17 protein-coding genes are annotated in these 16,527 nt (G+C 47.6%); 7 read left to right on the top strand and 10 right to left on the bottom strand.

Features of this window, described 5'->3' with window-relative positions; translation table 11 throughout:
* Positions 1 to 90 precede the first annotated feature (90 nt).
* Positions 91 to 510, bottom strand: a complete 420-nt coding sequence (locus NSQ50_RS02255; protein ID WP_076103846.1) for a GNAT family N-acetyltransferase — start codon at positions 508 to 510, stop codon at positions 91 to 93.
* A 2-nt stretch (positions 511 to 512) separates the two neighbouring features.
* On the bottom strand, positions 513 to 1,088 hold the full coding sequence (locus NSQ50_RS02250) for a DUF4269 domain-containing protein (RefSeq protein ID WP_038574055.1): 576 nt from the start codon (positions 1,086 to 1,088) through the stop codon (positions 513 to 515).
* Positions 1,089 to 1,212: 124 nt separating this feature from the next.
* Between NSQ50_RS02250 and NSQ50_RS02245 the strand changes: the two genes are divergently transcribed.
* Together NSQ50_RS02245 and NSQ50_RS02240 are read left to right on the top strand one after the other, a co-directional pair.
* Complete coding sequence (locus NSQ50_RS02245; RefSeq protein WP_038568476.1) at positions 1,213 to 2,112, top strand: SDR family oxidoreductase; 900 nt, start codon at positions 1,213 to 1,215, stop codon at positions 2,110 to 2,112.
* Between the two features lie 31 nt (positions 2,113 to 2,143).
* A complete protein-coding gene (locus NSQ50_RS02240; RefSeq protein ID WP_051491252.1) occupies positions 2,144 to 2,599 on the top strand; it encodes a hypothetical protein in 456 nt (151 codons plus the stop codon).
* 16 nt (positions 2,600 to 2,615) lie between these two features.
* On the opposite strand, the gene NSQ50_RS02235 is transcribed toward NSQ50_RS02240, so the two are convergent.
* The 3 genes from NSQ50_RS02235 to NSQ50_RS02225 all read right to left on the bottom strand — a co-directional run bounded on the left by NSQ50_RS02235 (position 2,616) and on the right by NSQ50_RS02225 (position 5,631).
* On the bottom strand, positions 2,616 to 4,262 hold the full coding sequence (locus NSQ50_RS02235; RefSeq protein WP_076223431.1) for an NAD(P)H-hydrate dehydratase: 1,647 nt from the start codon (positions 4,260 to 4,262) through the stop codon (positions 2,616 to 2,618).
* A 90-nt stretch (positions 4,263 to 4,352) separates the two neighbouring features.
* Positions 4,353 to 4,985 (bottom strand): NAD(P)-dependent oxidoreductase, encoded by a 633-nt coding sequence (locus NSQ50_RS02230; RefSeq protein ID WP_076101322.1) that lies wholly within the window; start codon positions 4,983 to 4,985, stop codon positions 4,353 to 4,355.
* Positions 4,986 to 5,217: 232 nt separating this feature from the next.
* A complete protein-coding gene (locus NSQ50_RS02225) occupies positions 5,218 to 5,631 on the bottom strand; it encodes a GNAT family N-acetyltransferase (RefSeq protein WP_254924569.1) in 414 nt (137 codons plus the stop codon).
* A 179-nt stretch (positions 5,632 to 5,810) separates the two neighbouring features.
* Here NSQ50_RS02225 and NSQ50_RS02220 point away from each other — a divergent pair, with 179 nt between their 5' ends.
* Positions 5,811 to 6,119 carry a hypothetical protein gene (locus NSQ50_RS02220; RefSeq protein WP_038568468.1) on the top strand — a complete coding sequence of 103 codons (309 nt, stop codon included), beginning with the start codon at positions 5,811 to 5,813 and terminating at the stop codon, positions 6,117 to 6,119.
* 557 nt (positions 6,120 to 6,676) lie between these two features.
* Here NSQ50_RS02220 and NSQ50_RS02215 read toward each other — a convergent pair.
* The 4 genes from NSQ50_RS02215 to NSQ50_RS02200 all read right to left on the bottom strand — a co-directional run bounded on the left by NSQ50_RS02215 (position 6,677) and on the right by NSQ50_RS02200 (position 10,078).
* Positions 6,677 to 6,901, bottom strand: a complete 225-nt coding sequence (locus NSQ50_RS02215; RefSeq protein WP_036682638.1) for a YezD family protein — start codon at positions 6,899 to 6,901, stop codon at positions 6,677 to 6,679.
* Positions 6,902 to 7,018: 117 nt separating this feature from the next.
* Entirely contained in the window at positions 7,019 to 7,882 is an 864-nt protein-coding gene (cysW, locus tag NSQ50_RS02210; protein WP_076179471.1) for a sulfate ABC transporter permease subunit CysW, read from the bottom strand.
* Positions 7,883 to 8,008: 126 nt separating this feature from the next.
* On the bottom strand, positions 8,009 to 8,857 hold the full coding sequence (gene cysT / locus NSQ50_RS02205; RefSeq protein WP_038568467.1) for a sulfate ABC transporter permease subunit CysT: 849 nt from the start codon (positions 8,855 to 8,857) through the stop codon (positions 8,009 to 8,011).
* Between the two features lie 93 nt (positions 8,858 to 8,950).
* On the bottom strand, positions 8,951 to 10,078 hold the full coding sequence (locus NSQ50_RS02200; protein ID WP_076215059.1) for a sulfate ABC transporter substrate-binding protein: 1,128 nt from the start codon (positions 10,076 to 10,078) through the stop codon (positions 8,951 to 8,953).
* Positions 10,079 to 10,465: 387 nt separating this feature from the next.
* Here NSQ50_RS02200 and NSQ50_RS02195 point away from each other — a divergent pair, with 387 nt between their 5' ends.
* Entirely contained in the window at positions 10,466 to 12,733 is a 2,268-nt protein-coding gene (locus tag NSQ50_RS02195) for an alpha/beta hydrolase family protein (protein ID WP_076223434.1), read from the top strand.
* A 129-nt stretch (positions 12,734 to 12,862) separates the two neighbouring features.
* Here NSQ50_RS02195 and NSQ50_RS02190 read toward each other — a convergent pair whose 3' ends face one another.
* Positions 12,863 to 13,912, bottom strand: a complete 1,050-nt coding sequence (locus NSQ50_RS02190; RefSeq protein ID WP_076215053.1) for a lactonase family protein — start codon at positions 13,910 to 13,912, stop codon at positions 12,863 to 12,865.
* A gap of 249 nt (positions 13,913 to 14,161) precedes the next feature.
* On the opposite strand from NSQ50_RS02190, the gene NSQ50_RS02185 reads away from it, so the two are divergent.
* The 3 genes from NSQ50_RS02185 (at position 14,162) to NSQ50_RS02175 (ending at position 16,495) form a co-directional block, all read left to right on the top strand.
* Positions 14,162 to 14,422 carry a GlsB/YeaQ/YmgE family stress response membrane protein gene (locus NSQ50_RS02185; protein WP_036682650.1) on the top strand — a complete coding sequence of 87 codons (261 nt, stop codon included), beginning with the start codon at positions 14,162 to 14,164 and terminating at the stop codon, positions 14,420 to 14,422.
* A gap of 207 nt (positions 14,423 to 14,629) precedes the next feature.
* Entirely contained in the window at positions 14,630 to 15,130 is a 501-nt protein-coding gene (locus NSQ50_RS02180) for a CcdC family protein (protein WP_036682651.1), read from the top strand.
* Positions 15,131 to 15,532: 402 nt separating this feature from the next.
* Positions 15,533 to 16,495 (top strand): L-lactate dehydrogenase, encoded by a 963-nt coding sequence (locus NSQ50_RS02175; protein WP_076147370.1) that lies wholly within the window; start codon positions 15,533 to 15,535, stop codon positions 16,493 to 16,495.
* Positions 16,496 to 16,527 lie beyond the last annotated feature (32 nt).

Raw genomic sequence — 16,527 nt, 5'->3', positions numbered from 1 at the left:
CGGAGTTCACCGTTACATTTGCTGTGATATATCCACTTCTAATCTAATGATATTTTACTTAGATAGTATCTTCATTTCGCATCTTATGTATCACAAGATATCCTGGGAGTATAACATAATTCCACCTCTATACTGCCAGCCTATCCCTTCCCAGAATCCTCTTCCTTGTTCATTGGTTCCTATAACCATCAGATGGCATTTTGCAATACCAGCTGCATGTAAATTACCGAGACAACGCTTTACAAGCTCACGCCCGATGCCCATGCCTCGGCAGTCATTACTAACCGCCACATGATACATATAACCTCTTCGCCCATCATGTCCACACAATGCAGTTCCTACAATCCGGCCGTCTTCATTCTCGCAGATCTGGCTGAAGCCAGCATTACGCTCCAGATAACGCGCAACCTCCAGCCTCGAATCTGCTTCGCTGAGTCCCATTCCCTCTGTATTTTCCCATAGCTGGTAGGCAGCTTCATAATCATCCGCAATCATCTCTCGATAATTCATGTCTATCCCCTCGCTTGTATAGAATGACAAAAAGCATAAAGAGCACTCCGCGGAAGCTTTTCCAGCATCAGCAGCGCTTCATAAGGGTCACCTTCCAAACCCAGCACTTGCGCGAAGGCAGGTTCGGTCTTCCACCCGTTTGTTTTCATTGTAATGATCTGCTGGCGAAAATCATTATCCAGCTGAGCTAGAATTTCCGCTTCAATGATCATATGTAAGTAACCATTCTGCAGAGCTGTGGGCCGCGGCTGCCCAAACAGTTCTATAGGCCAGCCCCCGGCCATAAAGTTAATTTTCGTTCGAGGGACCCCATCAACCACACGCGATACACTAGTAAAATCATCCATGGTTCCGAAATATCGACTAACAATGTCCGTAAACATTACGGAATCATGAACCTCACAAATAATATCCAGGTCGCTGCCCTTCACCTGAATTCCAAGCGGCACTGTGCCAACCAGCACCGGGTTATAGTCGGCCAGCAAACTCATAATATTTAATTTTCTTAACAGGGCATAGACCTCTTTTTGCACTGGAGTTCCGTGATTCAAATAATCTATATTTCGCCAATCATTCATCTCGGACAAACGCCCCTCCGACTAGGATATAAACACAGGTATAACTGGATAACAGCGCACGCTTTTCTAGGCGCATGCATAGAAATATACGGAAGATAGAAGGCAAGGAGGAGTGTATGTAAAAATGAATCCCACCTACCCCTACTATGGGGAACAAACGATATGTAAGGAACAGCCTATTGCTTTTCCCCCGCAGCACCAAGACCGTCAGCCAGGTCTAGAGAGTCTAATGAATCCTCGCCCCATCAGTGAAGATCCGGAGATTGCCGGCAGTGGAAAGCTGAAAGGAAAAATTGCACTCATCACCGGAGGCGACAGCGGGATTGGTAAAGCGGCGGCCATTGCTTTTGCAAAGGAAGGCGCAGATGTCGCTATAGCTTATTTATACGAAGCTTCAGATGCAGAGGTCACTCAGCGGCGAATTGAAGAATTAGGGCAACGTTGTTTGCGGATCGAAGTTGATTTACGCCATAAGGAAAACTGCTTCAAGGCTGTGGAGCATACCCTTCGCACTTTTGGCAAGCTGGACATCCTCGTCAACAATCATGGCGTCCAGTATCCACAAAAAAGTATTTTGGATATCACGGAAGCACAGCTCTACCAAACGTTTCAGACGAATATATTTCCATTCTTTTACCTGACGCAAGCCGCACTTCCACATCTAAAAAAAGGCGCAGCCATCATCAATACTGCGTCCATTACTGCCTATCAAGGAAATAAAGAGCTTATAGATTATTCCTCAACTAAAGGTGCGATCGTATCCTTTACCCGCTCTTTAGCCTTATCACTCGTAGACTCTGGCATTCGTGTCAATAGTGTAGCTCCCGGACCCGTATGGACACCACTAATTCCCTCCAGCTACTCCGCAGATGAGGTTAGTGTATTTGGGACGGATACACCCTTTAAACGTGCCGCACAGCCATATGAGTTAGCAGGAGCCTATCTTTATTTAGCGGGACCGGATTCTTCGTATGTTACCGGGACATGTATTCATGTCAATGGTGGAGACATGGTCACCAGCTGATGCATTACACCACGAGAGGAATGTATATCAAATGAATAAGATAAACGATTATGATATCTCTTCTGTCCGCCTGAGCAGTGGCATGTACGCATTAACCAAATTAGCCTGCGCAGGGTTAACCTACGTCCTTGTTACCTTACTTATGCTTGGATTTCCACAATCCGACGGAATCCCTGAAGGCTGGCCACTATCGATTCCTTATGCCATTTATGCTTATGGATTGCCTGCGGCGTTAGTAGCGGATATACTGCTGCATATTCTGCGTTCGAAATCGCAAATCCTGCCTCTGGCTGTATACGTCGTCACGGGTTTCGGCGCAGGTTTATGGCTGGCAGCGGAACAAGGTGCAGAGTATCTGCTATGGGGTCTGGGTGGAATTCTGGGACTGCTCATTCTTCGAGTGACCCAGCTTGGTGTGGAAAGATTCCCTCTGTTGCTGCCAGTATTCGCCCTGTTTCTGCCACTGCTCTGTTTACTGCTGTCATAAGCCTTATTAGGTGTATTCAAAGCGCTTCAATGATATCTCCGGCAATGATAGCCGCCGGATTATTCCGCTGACGGGCTGCTCTCTCTCCTGCTAATCCGTGCAGGTATACCCCAAAAGCTGCTGCCTGCGTAGCATGAAGTCCCTGAGCCAGCAGGCTGGAAATCATGCCCGTTAGCACATCACCGGCTCCACCAGTGCCCATGCCGGGATGGCCTGTGGTATTTACATAAGCTTGCCCTTCAGGAGTTGCTATCACGGTATGCGCTCCTTTTAACACAAGTGTAACCCCATGCTCCTTGGCATAGTCCATAGCCAGACCGATCCGGTCACGCTGGACCTCAGCCGTAGTTAGGTTGGCTAGACGAGCCATCTCACCTGGGTGAGGGGTCAGAATTACAGAATGACGCCGCACCCAACTCTTATAATCGGAGTCAGCCAGAATATTTAAGGCATCCGCATCGATAACCAGCGGGCAATCACTGCCTTCCCAAAGACTGCGAAGCCAATCTGTATCTCCCGGGAACCGTCCAAGACCAGGACCCACAGCTATTACATCTCGCTCTTCGCTTAACTTCAGTAGCTCTGACACGGTCTCAGCCACCCAGTTTCCCTCTTCACTGCCACCTACATCAGCCAGCATCAATTCAGGAACAACACCGATGACGGAAGGTAACAGCTTCTTAGGAAGCGCCCACGTCACCAGTCCGCAGCCCGTGCGTAGCGCAGCACGGGCTGCGAGTAGTCCAGCACCGCTCATCCGTAGGGTGCCGGCGGCAAGGAGTACATGCCCATAAGTACCCTTATGGCCTTCAGGCGACCGCCGCCGGGCCAGATCGACACCCAGATGGGCATGCAGCACTTCCGGTGTCAGCAGGTGTGCCTGCACACCGCTGTTAAGAGCCAGAGCAGTCGGAATGCCGATAGCCCGTACCTTGACATGCCCCGCTGCGCCTGCACCGGGGTATTGCAGGAGGCCTCGCTTGAGAAAGGCGAGGCATACCGTCACAGATGCATGAATGCAAGGCTCATGCGTCTCTCCTGTGTCCGCGTTCAGACCACTGGGGATGTCCGCGGACACAATGACCTTGCCGCTGCTGTTCGCTGCGGCAATCAGCTCCGCATAGGCGCCGCGCGGGGCTCCCGCGCCGCCGGTGCCGAGCAGCGCATCCAAGATGCCGCTGCACTCGGCAAGGTCCAGCCGATCCCTGCCGTATACTACGGCAGGGAGGCCCATGGCTGCAGCCGCATCGCGCTGCAGGGCGGCCTCGCCGGAGAGCGACTCCGGCGGCACCGCATAGACGAGCGTGACGGCGATGCCGGTCTCGCGAAGGTACCGTGCGGCGGCGAGGCCATCGCCGCCGTTGTTGCCTTTGCCGACGAGGATGAACCATCGCTCGGCTGCGGCAGAGGCAAGCGTCAGCGCATGATCTGCGCTGACCTTAAATGCCTTGCCTGGGTCATCCAGCGCGGCCTCCTTTAGCCCGGCATCGTTCCCTTCTGCTGCATTACTGCAGCCTGCCCCGCCTCTCTCCCGGCAAAGCGCGATGATCTCCTCTGCGATAACTCTTCCCGCATTCTCCATCAGCGCAATCGCTGGAATCCCCAGCTGCTGGATCGTTTCGCTGTCCAGCTGCCTCATTTGCTCAGCAGTTACCAGATACATGATTTAGCCCCTTTCCGCTATCTACCGTTCCAAAGCTTCACACGCAATTCCAAGTACAAGTCCGAGCGCAAGTCCGGCGCAAGTCTGATATCAGTAAGCGACAGTAAATCTGGCCCGACTAAAATTCCCTTCCTCCAGCTCGTCCACCATAGCTACAGCGAAATCCTCCACACTAATCTTGCTTTCACCATTCTCATCTAGAATAAGACGGTCCAATCCGATGCGGAAATGACCTGTACGACGACCTGGATGAACTACCGCAGCAGGACTGAGATACGTATAATCCAATTCTGTATTTTTGTAAATCTCATAAGCCTGCGCATGCGCCTCTGCAACTGGTTTAAACTCTTCCGGAAAATCCGGTGTATTCATCAGCAGCTCTCCAGTTTCAGTCTTTAAGCTACCTGCACCTCCAACAACCAACAGCCGATTTAACCCTGCCGTCTGCATACCCTCCACCAACGCTTTTGCCGCCGTAATCAGATCCTGCTCTTGCCCCGCTCCTGGTCCATAAGCACTGATTACCTCTTCATGGCCACGGACTGCAGCTGCTACTGAAGCCGGATCAAGAATATCCACCGTTGTTACATGTAAACGCTCGTGTTCGAGAGTTATTGACTCTGGATTGCGTACCGCAGCTGTTACTTCGTGTTTTCTTTTTAATGCCTCCTGTACAATTGCCTTTCCAATCGTTCCTGAAGCGCCCAATATTACAACATCCATCTTGTTGTTCCTCACATTCTACGAGCAAAGCCATTATCGTGCAGCCTTCTGCTCAATTATTTTTTTGATGCTCATCTGAATAGCTTTTCCCTTACAGCCTTTAAACATTATTTATCCCCTGAGATCCAATCGAAACCAGATCGCACCTACTAACCCGCTTTCAGACCAAAAACCCCTTAACCAATACAAGGGGCACTCTCTACTAAAAAAAGCAGCATGTATTCGCCTTAGCTTAGCGACGCAAAAACATTCCCTGAGAACGTGGCATAACCGATTCAAAACCATATTGTGCGTAGAGCTTCGAGGCTTCTCCATCTGCAATCAGACTTACATAAGCCTTGTCCGGTACAGTATTAAGGAACTCTCTAATTTCCCGTATGATCAGCTTTCCCAAACCTTGTCCTTGATGTGAAGGCTTGACCGCGATATCCGTGACCTGAAAAAAGCATCCCCCATCGCCAATCACCCGCCCCATCCCGATTAGGTTATTCTCCTCATACAAAGTTACCGCAAAAATAGAACGAGGCAAACCGATCGCTGCACCTTCCACACTCATTTCACTCAGCCCAGCTTCTTTTCTCAGCGCCAAATACTGTTCCACTGAAGGCTGTTCATGGCGTATATCAAGCTTACTTGTTGTTTCCACCCGCACTCCTCCGTTCAGCATTGCTGTTCCCACTATATACGACTGCATGGTTCACAGGCAAGGCTCACTGCTAGGGATGTTTTTGAAACTGAGGGATAAGTTTTATATTCTTGAATTCCTTTACTGACTGTGTGGAATAGTATCTGTAACAATATTTATAAAAGGGTGGGTGAAGCATTATGTCTCCTGTAGCCAAGCTGTTCAAATGGGGAACATGCCTTTATGAAGCTTTTCTGGCTCTGCCGTTGATCGGCGGACTCTTTATCATTGCAAATGGTTGGGTCCCTTTGGCCATTGCCTTTTTGCTCCACGCTGTAGCCATTGTTGTGCTGCAGAGAGAGCATAAACCATTCATGGGTAACGTTCTGGGCATTATCACCTCGATTTTAGCTTTTATTCCGATCGTTGGTTGGATTATGCATGCCATCACTGCGTTCATCCTGTTAATGGAGGGCGTATCCGCCTCACGCCAAGCCCCTCGTTATTAACAAACGTACCTGCAACATCAAAATATGTAACTGTCCCACGGGCCGAATCATTTGTAAAAGTCGTAAAAGACAGATCATCCTCTGCGACCTATGGACCCGGATGACGTATTGCTGTTACTGGTGGGCGGTCTGCTTCAACACTCATCATCCCCGGCGACTTGCGAACCCGTATGACGTATTGCTGTGTTCTTACTCATGAGCGGTCTGCTTCAACACTCATCATTCCCTGAGACCTGCGGACCCAGATGACGTTATTTGCGCCTTTTCAGCTTTTGGAGCGTGGTTTCGGACTCCAGGGACGTTATTGCTTAGAATCAGGTCCATATGTGGTGTTTTTTATGCCAATAGCAGCTATGCGGTCCGTTAGCGTGGCAAATGTGGCATAATACTGCGTTTAGCGTCAACTGAGTCCGATGGGATGCGTCATACGTGCCAGAATATCCAAGCATACAAAGAAAAGGAGTTGCCCCAGCAGCCATTACGTGGCTTATGTGACAACTCCATAATCTTTTATCCAAAAAGATGAGATATATCTTTATGATTGCCCAGAGATTGAATCAACGTCCCGCGGATTGAGAATCGGCCCGCCGGCCGCCGTTTTCACCAATATAACGTCCATTTGCGTTGCCACTGCTATTCTCAAACCGTTTGCGTTCCGTACGCTCCATCTGAACAATCTGACCTTCATGCACCACAATATGCAATGAGCCAAATTCCATATCATCCAGAAGTCCTGCAATCCGCGTAAGCCATAAATCGTCCACTTTCAGCGGTTTAGCCATTCTCTAGCCTCCCTTTCTCACCAAAGGATTATATCCGCCTAAATTCCTTTTTTCCTCAATTCCGTTATTACCAATCAGTATACTATGAATTAACTTAGCATGGAACTAAAAGTCATGTCAATGGGCATTTTTTCGCGACAACCAGCTTTTAATAATCATCGTTACCAAAGCCAATAACAGGAGCAAAGAAGCTACTGCAAAAGATGCTGAAAATTGATATTCGTTATACAAAATCTCAACATGCAGCGGCAGCGTATTCGTCTCCCCACGTATGTGCCCGGACACCACAGAAACCGCACCAAACTCACCCATGGCCCGCGCATTACACAAAATAATGCCGTATAGTAATCCCCATTTAATATTAGGCAGTGTGACTCTGAAAAAGATTTGCCACCCATGTGCTCCGAGTGTAATTGCGGCTTCTTCCTCCTGTGTACCCTGATCCTCCATCAGCGGGATTAACTCACGCGCTACAAAAGGAAACGTCACAAACAACGTGGCTAGCACGATACCCGGAAGCGCAAATACAATCTTGATATCATGTGCGCTTAGCCAAGGACCAAACCATCCGTTAGCACCGAAGACGAGCACAAAGATTAGACCGCCGATGACAGGCGAAACTGCAAAAGGGAGATCAATCAAGGTAATTAGAAACCCTTTGCCGCGGAAACGAAACTTGGTTACAGCCCACGCCGCTGTTACACCAAAAAAGGTATTCAGAGGCACCGTTACCGCTGCAACAAGCAGCGTCAATCGCAGCGCTGAGCGGGCATCCGGATCAGTCAGGGCAGCTATATATACATCCCAGCCCTTCTTCAGCGCCTCGGTTAACACAACAACTAATGGCAGAGCAATCAGCCAAAAAAGGACTAGCCCAGCCGCTCCGATCAACACCCATTTTACAATTGGGGTTTCTGTTGTCGCGGACGAGGACGCATTCTTTTGTAGCCGGGGGGTGTAGAAGGGGACGGTACCGGCCAAAATTATTCCTCCTTTAAGGGTTTTACGAAGACAAGATACTTCGAGTATGCAGTATCGACAACAGATACGAATTGTCTCCGAGTAAGTTTGAACATGATCGGATGTCAGCTGTCACGGAGATTACCCTCAACGAGAAGTCTTACGAACCCAGCGCTGAAGTGTGTTAATAACAAGCAGCATAAGGAAGGAAATGAAGAGCAATAGCAGGGCTACGGCGGTAGCTCCGGCATAATCATATTGCTCCAGTTTAGACATGATAAGCAGCGGAGCAATCTCCGTCCTCATCGGCATGTTACCGGAGATGAATACGACGGAGCCGAATTCACCGATGCCCCGGGCAAAAGCTAGAGCAAAACCTGTTAGCAGTGGCGGGAACAGCTCAGGCAGTACTACTGAGCGAAAGGTTCTCCAGCGGCCTGCGCCAAGGGTTGCCGAAGCTTCCTCCATATCTCTGTCCAAATCCTCCAGCACCGGCTGCACCGTCCGGACAACGAACGGTATGCCGATGAACATCAAAGCCAAGGTAATCCCGAGCGGAGTGAATGCCACCTTTAATCCCAGCGGCTCAAGCCAAGACCCAATCCAGCCATTGCCTGCATAGAGCGCCGTCAAAGAGACACCGGCTACAGCTGTCGGCAAGGCAAACGGGAGATCGATCAGCGCATCAAATATTCTTTTGCCCGGAAATTCATAACGTACCAGTACCCACGCCAGCAAAAGTCCTAGAATTGCATCTACAAAAGCGGCCGCAGCAGCTGTCGACAGGCTCACACGATACGAGGCTAATACCCGCGGGTCCGTAGCTACATCCCAGAATTTCGCCCAGCTCAGACCTGTAGAATTGAACAGCAGCGCCGAAAGTGGCAGTAGAACCACTAGACTCAGGTATAGTACACTGTAGCCCATCGTCAGCCCGAAGCCGGGCAGTATTTTGCGCCGTGTTGCTGCTGGTGCAGCCGTAGTGGTGACATTCATCCCCTATTCATCCTTTCTCGCCTTCGGCCTTTTAGCCGATCAGCCCCTACCGGGACAAATCTCAATGATTACATCCTGCGTTTCATTCATCTGTTATTTGGCACCTGGCACATAAATCTTGTCAAAGATCCCGCCATCATTAAAATGCTTCTCTTGCGTTTCTTTCCAGGTTCCGAATTTGTCAGCCAATGTGAACAGCTTGATTTCCGGGAACTTATCTTTGTATTCTTCTTTCACGCTATCTAATGTAGGACGGTAGTAGTTTTCAGCCGCGATTTTTTGTCCATCTTCACTATAGAGGTACTTCAAGTACGCCTCGGATACCTCACGCGTGTCTCTTTTATCCACAACCTTATCTACTATAGCTACTGGCGGTTCAGCCAAAATACTCTCCGAAGGATTCACGATATCAAATTTGTCCGGTCCCAGCTCTTCCACAGATAAATAGGCTTCATTCTCCCATGCGATCAGCACATCACCAATTCCACGCTCCACAAACGTTGTCGTAGATCCACGCGCGCCGGTATCCAGCACTGGCACATGCTTGAACAGTTCTTTTACAAATTCCTCAGCCTTAGCCTCATCATTATTGTTCTGGTCTAGTGCGTAGCCCCAAGCTGCCAAGTAGTTCCAGCGTGCTCCACCTGATGTTTTCGGGTTTGGTGTAATAACCTCTACGCCCTCTTTGAGCAGATCTGGCCAATCCTTGATTCCTTTCGGATTCCCTTTGCGTACAAGGAACACGATAGTCGAGGTGTAAGGCGAGCTATTATGATCGAATTTACTTTGCCAGCCCTCATTGATCAGTCCCTTTTCCTGCAAGGCATCAATATCATAACCAAGTGCTAATGTCACAACATCCGCTTCCAGACCATCAAGCACAGCACGGCTTTGTTTCCCTGATCCACCGTGGGATTGTTTAATGGTGACCTTCTGTCCTGTTTCTTTCTCCCAATAGGCAGCAAAAGCTTTATTATAATTCTCGTACAATTCGCGAGTAGGGTCATATGAGACGTTCAGTAGTTCTACTGGATCTTTAGATGGAGTTTTTGTTGCTTCAGCCGCATTTGTGGCCTCCGCTGAATGGGTTGTTGCTGGTGCGTCTGTTGCCGGACTAGCACTATTGCCGTTATTGTTATTGCTGCCGCAAGCAGCAGTAAGCCCTGCCGTCAGCAACAAGCTAAACCCTACAAGAAGCCCTTTATTCATCTTTTTCTTCATCTCTTCCACTCCCCCATGTTTTTTCGTACCAGACAAACCCTTGGGTAACACAAAAAGAACGGAGGAAAGCCTACGTATGGCAGGTCAAACCGGTCCTAAGACCGTGTCTGCGAGCCTAATGCAGGCGTTCCTCCGTTCGTACGGTAAGAACTTTCTTCAATTATTCCTATCTACTTAGTTGGTTTATATGGATATAATACTGAAACCCTTTAACTGTGTCAAACCTTTTTTTCCAGCCTATGTCAAAGAAAACTCCCACACACCACACCGTACAAGCTATGGGGTCGGTTCCTGTAAGATCCACTTGTTATTGATGCTATAAAGTAATATTATTGCTACAGCTTATGGGTTAAGAGAAAATACCGCTTTATGTCAGGGGAGAGAGTCATGGGTATGGAGTTAGAGTACGTCCCTGCGCCGTTGAAACCACGGCTCCACAGACGTATGGCTCAAGAAATTGGACGAAGAATTAGGGGAACCTACCGTTACGATACAGCAGTTTGGAGAACAGCTATAGCCGGTCTTTGGATAGTATGCTTTTTAGCCTTTAGTAGTGCCGTGTTAGGCATTCCTACTGGATTAGGTAAACCTACGGATATCGCTCTTGCTGCAGGTGCAGGCACTGTCCTGCTGGCGATTTCCGGCAATATCTTAGCTGTTCTGCTAGCGTTGACCGGACTGCGTATCCCAAGATTATTTGCAGGCTGTGTATTGAGTGATTTTGGAGCTATTCTACTAATCTTATATTACGCAGATTTTGAGATTGAAGCCGCGGTTGTCATCGCGGTCGTGCTTGCACTGCTAGGGGCATTAGGCGGATTAGCCATCGGCCTGCTCCGCAGCAAAAGAATAACACTAGGGCTTCTGCTAACAGTGGCGGTGACTTTTTCCCCACTTGCGCTGGCAAGCGGAGTACAAGAACTGCCTATTTCAGAGCCGGTCGATATCAACGATACGGAAGTCGTTCCACTGACAGCCTCCGATCCGGGAATACCAGGCAATCTAGCTTATCAGACCTTCACCTATGCCAGTGGTACCGATCTTCATCGTGCCGAATACGGCAAGGATACAAGCTTGATATCCTCTACGGCCGATGCTTCTGCTTATATTAAGGATTGGTCAAAGCTGCGCACTTTATTCTGGGGTTTCGATTATAAGGCACTTCCCCTGAATGGTCGCGTATGGATGCCAGAAGGTGAAGGTCCATATCCAGTAGTGCTGATGGTGCACGGCAATCATATGATGGAAGATTACTCTGATGGCGGGTACGCTTATCTCGGCGAACTATTGGCAAGCCGGGGATTTATCGCGATCTCGCTCGATGAGAATTTCCTGAATTATTCTGCTTGGTCCGGCATTCCGGACAATGAATTTAAAGTACGTACTTGGATCCTACTGAAACATTTAGAGCAGCTAGCAGATTTTTCAGATGATCCGGGCAGTCCTTTTTATCAGAAAATAGATTTCACAAAAACCGCCCTGCTCGGCCATAGCCGCGGAGGACAAGCCGTAGCTATGGCCGCGGATGCCACTCGTTGGTTTAAGGATGATCCGGTGATGGCGGCAGTTAATCGCTTTAATATAACCTCTGTAATCGCGCTTGCACCGACGGACAAAACAATAGATGACCAGCAAGCCCGTCTCAAAGACATCAATTATTTGACCTTGCAGGGAGCCCGCGATGGAGATGTACATGATTTCTATGGTGATCGGCAGTATATACGCACTTCCTATTCCCAAGGATCATCTGCTTTCAAAAGCTCGCTGTATATTGCGGATGCCAATCACAGTCAATTCAACAGCGATTGGGGCGGGTATGATCAGACCTTGCCAGCTGGACTCTTTTTAAATCGGACACAAATCATGGATGCAGACAAACAACGGCAAATCGCCAAGGTCTATGTATCAGCTTTCTTAGAGACCACCTTGCATAAAAAAGAGGAATACCAAAGCTTGTTCCGGGATTATCGCAGCGGGCTGAAGTGGTTACCAGATACCGCCTACTACAATAGATTCCAAAGCGGGGGATATCGTCCTGTAGCCACATTTGACGATGACCGTAACAAAAACACTGTAGAACTGGGAACAGCAGCAGCATCGGGTATTTCTTGGTCAGAAGAGTTAGCTAAAGACCGGGAGTCGAAAAGCAAAGCCACCTATGGTGTTGTCCTTGAACGCACAGCCAGCAAAAACGAAGAAGCTTATTACAACATTAAGCTTAACGACAGTGTCCGTACTGAAACTGCTCTTTTAGGGGCAGATGGCCTTACGTTCTCCATGGCAAATCTGAATGACGACATGAATGAAGAAATGGATGTTCCACAACCTCCAAAGGTTGAGGTGGAGTTAACTGACCATAACGATACCTCAGCACGCTTGAAGCTGGATGAAGTAATGGATATACTGCCACTTCCACAAACTCAGTTCACGTTATTCCCATGGCTTGAAGAGCGGATAAATGATGGCAAATACGGCGACCTTTCCGAAGCTGTATTTCAAACCTACGAGATGCCGTTCGAACAATTTCAGGAGGAAGAACCAGAGCTGGATCCTGACAACCTGACGGAAATCACCTTCTATCTTGAAGAAGAAGGCGACCGGATCATGCTTGATGACATCGGTTTTTACGATTTAGGTATCAGAAATACATTTTAACAATCACTTGCTATTATCCTTAGGTCTTCATTTGCAAAATAGGGCTATTCCCAACCTCCACTCACGAAAAAATGAATGGATTACGGGAATAGCCCTTATTTTTACGACATACAATAACCTAGTCTCAGCCTACAACGCTTGCACACAAACAGGTGACTTCATTTCCAATTCATTTCCTGTAGGGATTAATCTGCCACTCTCACTATCGATGGAGAACGAGGTAATATTATCACTATTCTGATTAGCAGCAAGCAGCTTATCCCCAATAATTGCAAAGTTACGCGGAGTACGCCCGCCGGTAACCTGCCAATCCACTGCTTCAAGCAGACCCGTTAATTTATCGATATGGAACAGGGCGATACTGTCTTGTCCGCGATTGGAGACATACAGGAATCTGCCACAAGGGGAGACATGAATATCGGAAGCTGTATCGTCACTACCAGCAGTATAATTATCAGGAAGCGTGCTAAGATGCTGTAAACTATTTAGATTTGCATCCTGTTCATCATTAGCAAATGCCGTTACTGTACAATTCAGTTCATTCGCCAGGTAAATCCATTGTCCAGAGGGATGCACCGCCAGATGACGTGGACCTGAACCAGGTGGCAGATTAAGCTCACGATGTTTTACCAGTTTGCCCTCTTCAGGGCGATAGATCACAATTTGATCCAGTCCCAAATCGCACACCAGCACATGTCTACCACTTGCGTCCGGAATGACAGAGTGCGGATGCGGAGCCTCCTGACGGTCTTCACGAATGCCTGAACCCACATGTTTTACTTGGTCGGACATTTCTTGAAGCGAACCATCTTCATTTACAGGAAAAGCATTAACATTGCCTCCCGAGTAATTGGAGACGAATATGTAATCTTCCTTAGGACTAATGGAGACATAACAAGGAGCGCCGCCTTCCGTAGAACGACTTCCAAGTGATTGCAACGCTTTAGTTGCGGGATCAATTGCATATGCGTAAACCTCACCTTGATCCTTCTCACTAACTGCATACAACACGCTGCCTGCACTATTCACAGCTAAAAACGATGGGTTCTCAATTCCCTCGGTACCCTCAAGAATTCTCATTTCCCCCGATAAAAGACTAAGCGCACATAACTGAATCGCCTTCTCATTCTCAGAGTTATACGTTCCTACATAAAACAATGCCTCATTAGCCCGTTCCATAATAGTGGCTCCTTTATCTTTATGTATTGTATTACTTCTTACTTACCCTTTACTAATAGGGGTTTACTCATAATTTTATAATATTTTTTCACTATAGCATGTTTATAGTTGTAATACATTATCGAAACTGCATTTAGAGCCTACTCCCTAACTATTCCGGAAGAAGTAAGTTTTTCCATGTGGTTTAAAGATGGTCACAAAGGTTAATAGTAGACATCGCAAACAACAAAACGAAGGAGTTGAAGTAACATGAGTTTTCTATGGATGTTAATCGTTGGTGGGGTTATTGGTTGGTTGGCTGGTCTGATTATGGGCAGAGATATTCCTGGTGGTGTTATCGGTAATATCATCGCTGGTATTATCGGTTCATGGCTCGGTGGCGTGCTTCTGGGAAGCTGGGGACCTAAAGTAAGTGATTTCTACTTCTTCCCTTCTTTGATCGGTGCGGTTGTGCTGATCTTTATCGTGAGCCTTATTCTCCGCTCGACAAGTGGACGCAGCCGTTCGTAAGTCTGGGCTGAGATAATAATATTCGCATCAATAAATCCTCGTCAGAGTATGCTCTGGCGGGGATTTTTGTATGTATCGCTCCTTTAAGAAATAATTCCTAAGCTGGAATTGTAGCGGGTATGGAGCCAATACACTTCAATGTTTTGCCATCGTTTTTCTGTTATAATGAAGATACAAGTGACTGAAATCATAGAGAGGTCGTGTATCATGGGTAACATAAACCCCTCGCTTCTACATATTGGCTCTACATTAGGGGCTTTGTTCATGGCGCTGATGGTTATTTTCATTCGTCTAAAAGCAAGCGCACGTCCGGTTACCATTCGAAAAATATGGATTCCACCTCTCGGTATGTCGACGGGTTTTGCCATGTTTGTAGCACCTGCGGTCAGGTTCCCATTATGGTGGGCGGCAGTCGCCTTTCTGATTGGCTGGTTCATCTTCGCGTATCCTCTTATACGCAGCACCCATTTTGAACAACGTGATGGACAAATTTATGCTCAACGCTCCAAGAGCTTTGCGTTTATCCTGCTCGGACTTCTTCTAGTCCGCACTTTACTCCATGAATTTATTAACCGTTATGTGTCTATCCCACAGTCCGGTGGTTTGTTCTTTATTTTAGCCTTCGGCATGATTGTTCATTGGAGATTTTTTATGTTCAAGCGTTATAAGGCTATGACTTCCTCGGGGAGTCTGCTGCCCCAGCCATGATTGTCAACAATGATCCTAAGAAGCCATCTCAGGGTGCTTACCCGATATCCTTGAGATGACTTCTTACCTCTTGTAACTCAAGCTTATGTTATATCCTCTGCTTTTTTCTACTTTCCACCCTTTTTTGACATCAATTAGCCATCCTCTTATTACATCCTCTTTTAGTACTTTACATACAGTATAGGGATAGATCACCTAAAATATCTAACTCATTATGTCACCTATTCAGCATTAAAAAGAAAAAATATACTCTTTGTAAGTCCGATGTCAGGTAACCTGCGAAGGGATACGTTAAACTATAAGCATACCTAACGATAAGCTTCCAAAAGACCTTAATGCTGAAATAAATATCATTTGGAAACCTATACTGCGTATAACTTTTAGAGAGTGAGGACAAGGCAATTGAAAAGTAAATCGAGAAAAGTAGCCATCGTCGGGGCAGGAATGGTGGGTTCAAGCTGTGCTTACTCCATGGTTAATCAGGCCATTTGTGACGAGATAATGATGATCGACCGCACCTATGATCGGGCTATGGCACAAGCACTTGATCTCTCGCACTGTATGGATTTCACAAGCACACGCACAAAGGTATATGCCGGAACCTATAGCGATTGTGCAAAGATGGATGTAGTTATCTTAACCGCTGGTGCTAATCCAACAGCCGGGCAGACCCGACTTGACGTATTGGAAGCCTCTGCTGTTATTACTAGAGAAATCATTACCAACATCATGGCTGGGGGATTTGATGGAATATTCGTAGTCGCCGCTAATCCGGTCGATATTGTCACTTATATGGTCTGGAAAATATCAGGTCTGCCTCGCCACAGAATTATCGGTACCGGAACCTCCATTGACTCGTCGCGCCTAAAAACACTGCTCTCCGATGTGTTCTCCATTGACCCGCGTAGTGTTAATGGCTACGCGTTAGGTGAACATGGCGAATCTCAATTTGTAGCTTGGTCCCATGTGACAATTGGCGGCAAGCCTATTCTACAAATTTTGGATCAGCATCGCGAGCGGTTCCCGCATCTGGATCTGGAGGATATCTCCCGCAAGACAAAAGATGCCGGCTGGGAAATTTTCACCCGTAAAGGCTCCACACATTTCGGGATTGGCAGCGCACTTGCCTACATTACCCGTTCGATCCTGAATGATGAGCACAAAATTATCGCCGTATCCGCCATTCTGGATGGAGAATACGGACATAGTGGTGTATGCACGGGTGTGCCCGCCATTATAGGCAACACTGGGATTCAAGAGCTGCTGGAGCTTAATTTAAATACAGAGGAAACCCAGAAATTGAACAGCTCCTGCAATATTGTACGTGCAGGCATCGAGAGTCTACAGCTGGAAGAAAGCATTTAATCTCATAAAGAACAAAAAAAATCGCTACTTTG

Source organism: Paenibacillus sp. FSL R10-2788 (genome assembly GCF_038003885.1).
Lineage (GTDB): Bacteria > Bacillota > Bacilli > Paenibacillales > Paenibacillaceae > Paenibacillus_AQ > Paenibacillus_AQ odorifer.
This window is presented reverse-complemented; position numbering and strand designations above follow the sequence as displayed.

What these genes read in the sequence shown, in the direction of transcription:
- NSQ50_RS02180 (WP_036682651.1), top strand. Translation starts at nt 14,630, where the DNA reads ATGGGTAACATAAACCCCTCGCTTCTACATATTGGCTCTACATTAGGG.
- NSQ50_RS02215 (WP_036682638.1), bottom strand. Translation starts at nt 6,901, where the DNA reads ATGGCTAAACCGCTGAAAGTGGACGATTTATGGCTTACGCGGATTGCA.
- NSQ50_RS02195 (WP_076223434.1), top strand. Translation starts at nt 10,466, where the DNA reads ATGGGTATGGAGTTAGAGTACGTCCCTGCGCCGTTGAAACCACGGCTC.
- NSQ50_RS02190 (WP_076215053.1), bottom strand. Translation starts at nt 13,912, where the DNA reads ATGGAACGGGCTAATGAGGCATTGTTTTATGTAGGAACGTATAACTCT.
- NSQ50_RS02235 (WP_076223431.1), bottom strand. Translation starts at nt 4,262, where the DNA reads ATGTATCTGGTAACTGCTGAGCAAATGAGGCAGCTGGACAGCGAAACG.
- NSQ50_RS02240 (WP_051491252.1), top strand. Translation starts at nt 2,144, where the DNA reads ATGAATAAGATAAACGATTATGATATCTCTTCTGTCCGCCTGAGCAGT.
- NSQ50_RS02250 (WP_038574055.1), bottom strand. Translation starts at nt 1,088, where the DNA reads ATGAATGATTGGCGAAATATAGATTATTTGAATCACGGAACTCCAGTG.
- NSQ50_RS02220 (WP_038568468.1), top strand. Translation starts at nt 5,811, where the DNA reads ATGTCTCCTGTAGCCAAGCTGTTCAAATGGGGAACATGCCTTTATGAA.
- NSQ50_RS02200 (WP_076215059.1), bottom strand. Translation starts at nt 10,078, where the DNA reads ATGAAGAAAAAGATGAATAAAGGGCTTCTTGTAGGGTTTAGCTTGTTG.
- NSQ50_RS02255 (WP_076103846.1), bottom strand. Translation starts at nt 510, where the DNA reads ATGAATTATCGAGAGATGATTGCGGATGATTATGAAGCTGCCTACCAG.
- NSQ50_RS02230 (WP_076101322.1), bottom strand. Translation starts at nt 4,985, where the DNA reads ATGGATGTTGTAATATTGGGCGCTTCAGGAACGATTGGAAAGGCAATT.
- NSQ50_RS02185 (WP_036682650.1), top strand. Translation starts at nt 14,162, where the DNA reads ATGAGTTTTCTATGGATGTTAATCGTTGGTGGGGTTATTGGTTGGTTG.
- cysT (WP_038568467.1), bottom strand. Translation starts at nt 8,857, where the DNA reads ATGAATGTCACCACTACGGCTGCACCAGCAGCAACACGGCGCAAAATA.
- NSQ50_RS02245 (WP_038568476.1), top strand. Translation starts at nt 1,213, where the DNA reads ATGAATCCCACCTACCCCTACTATGGGGAACAAACGATATGTAAGGAA.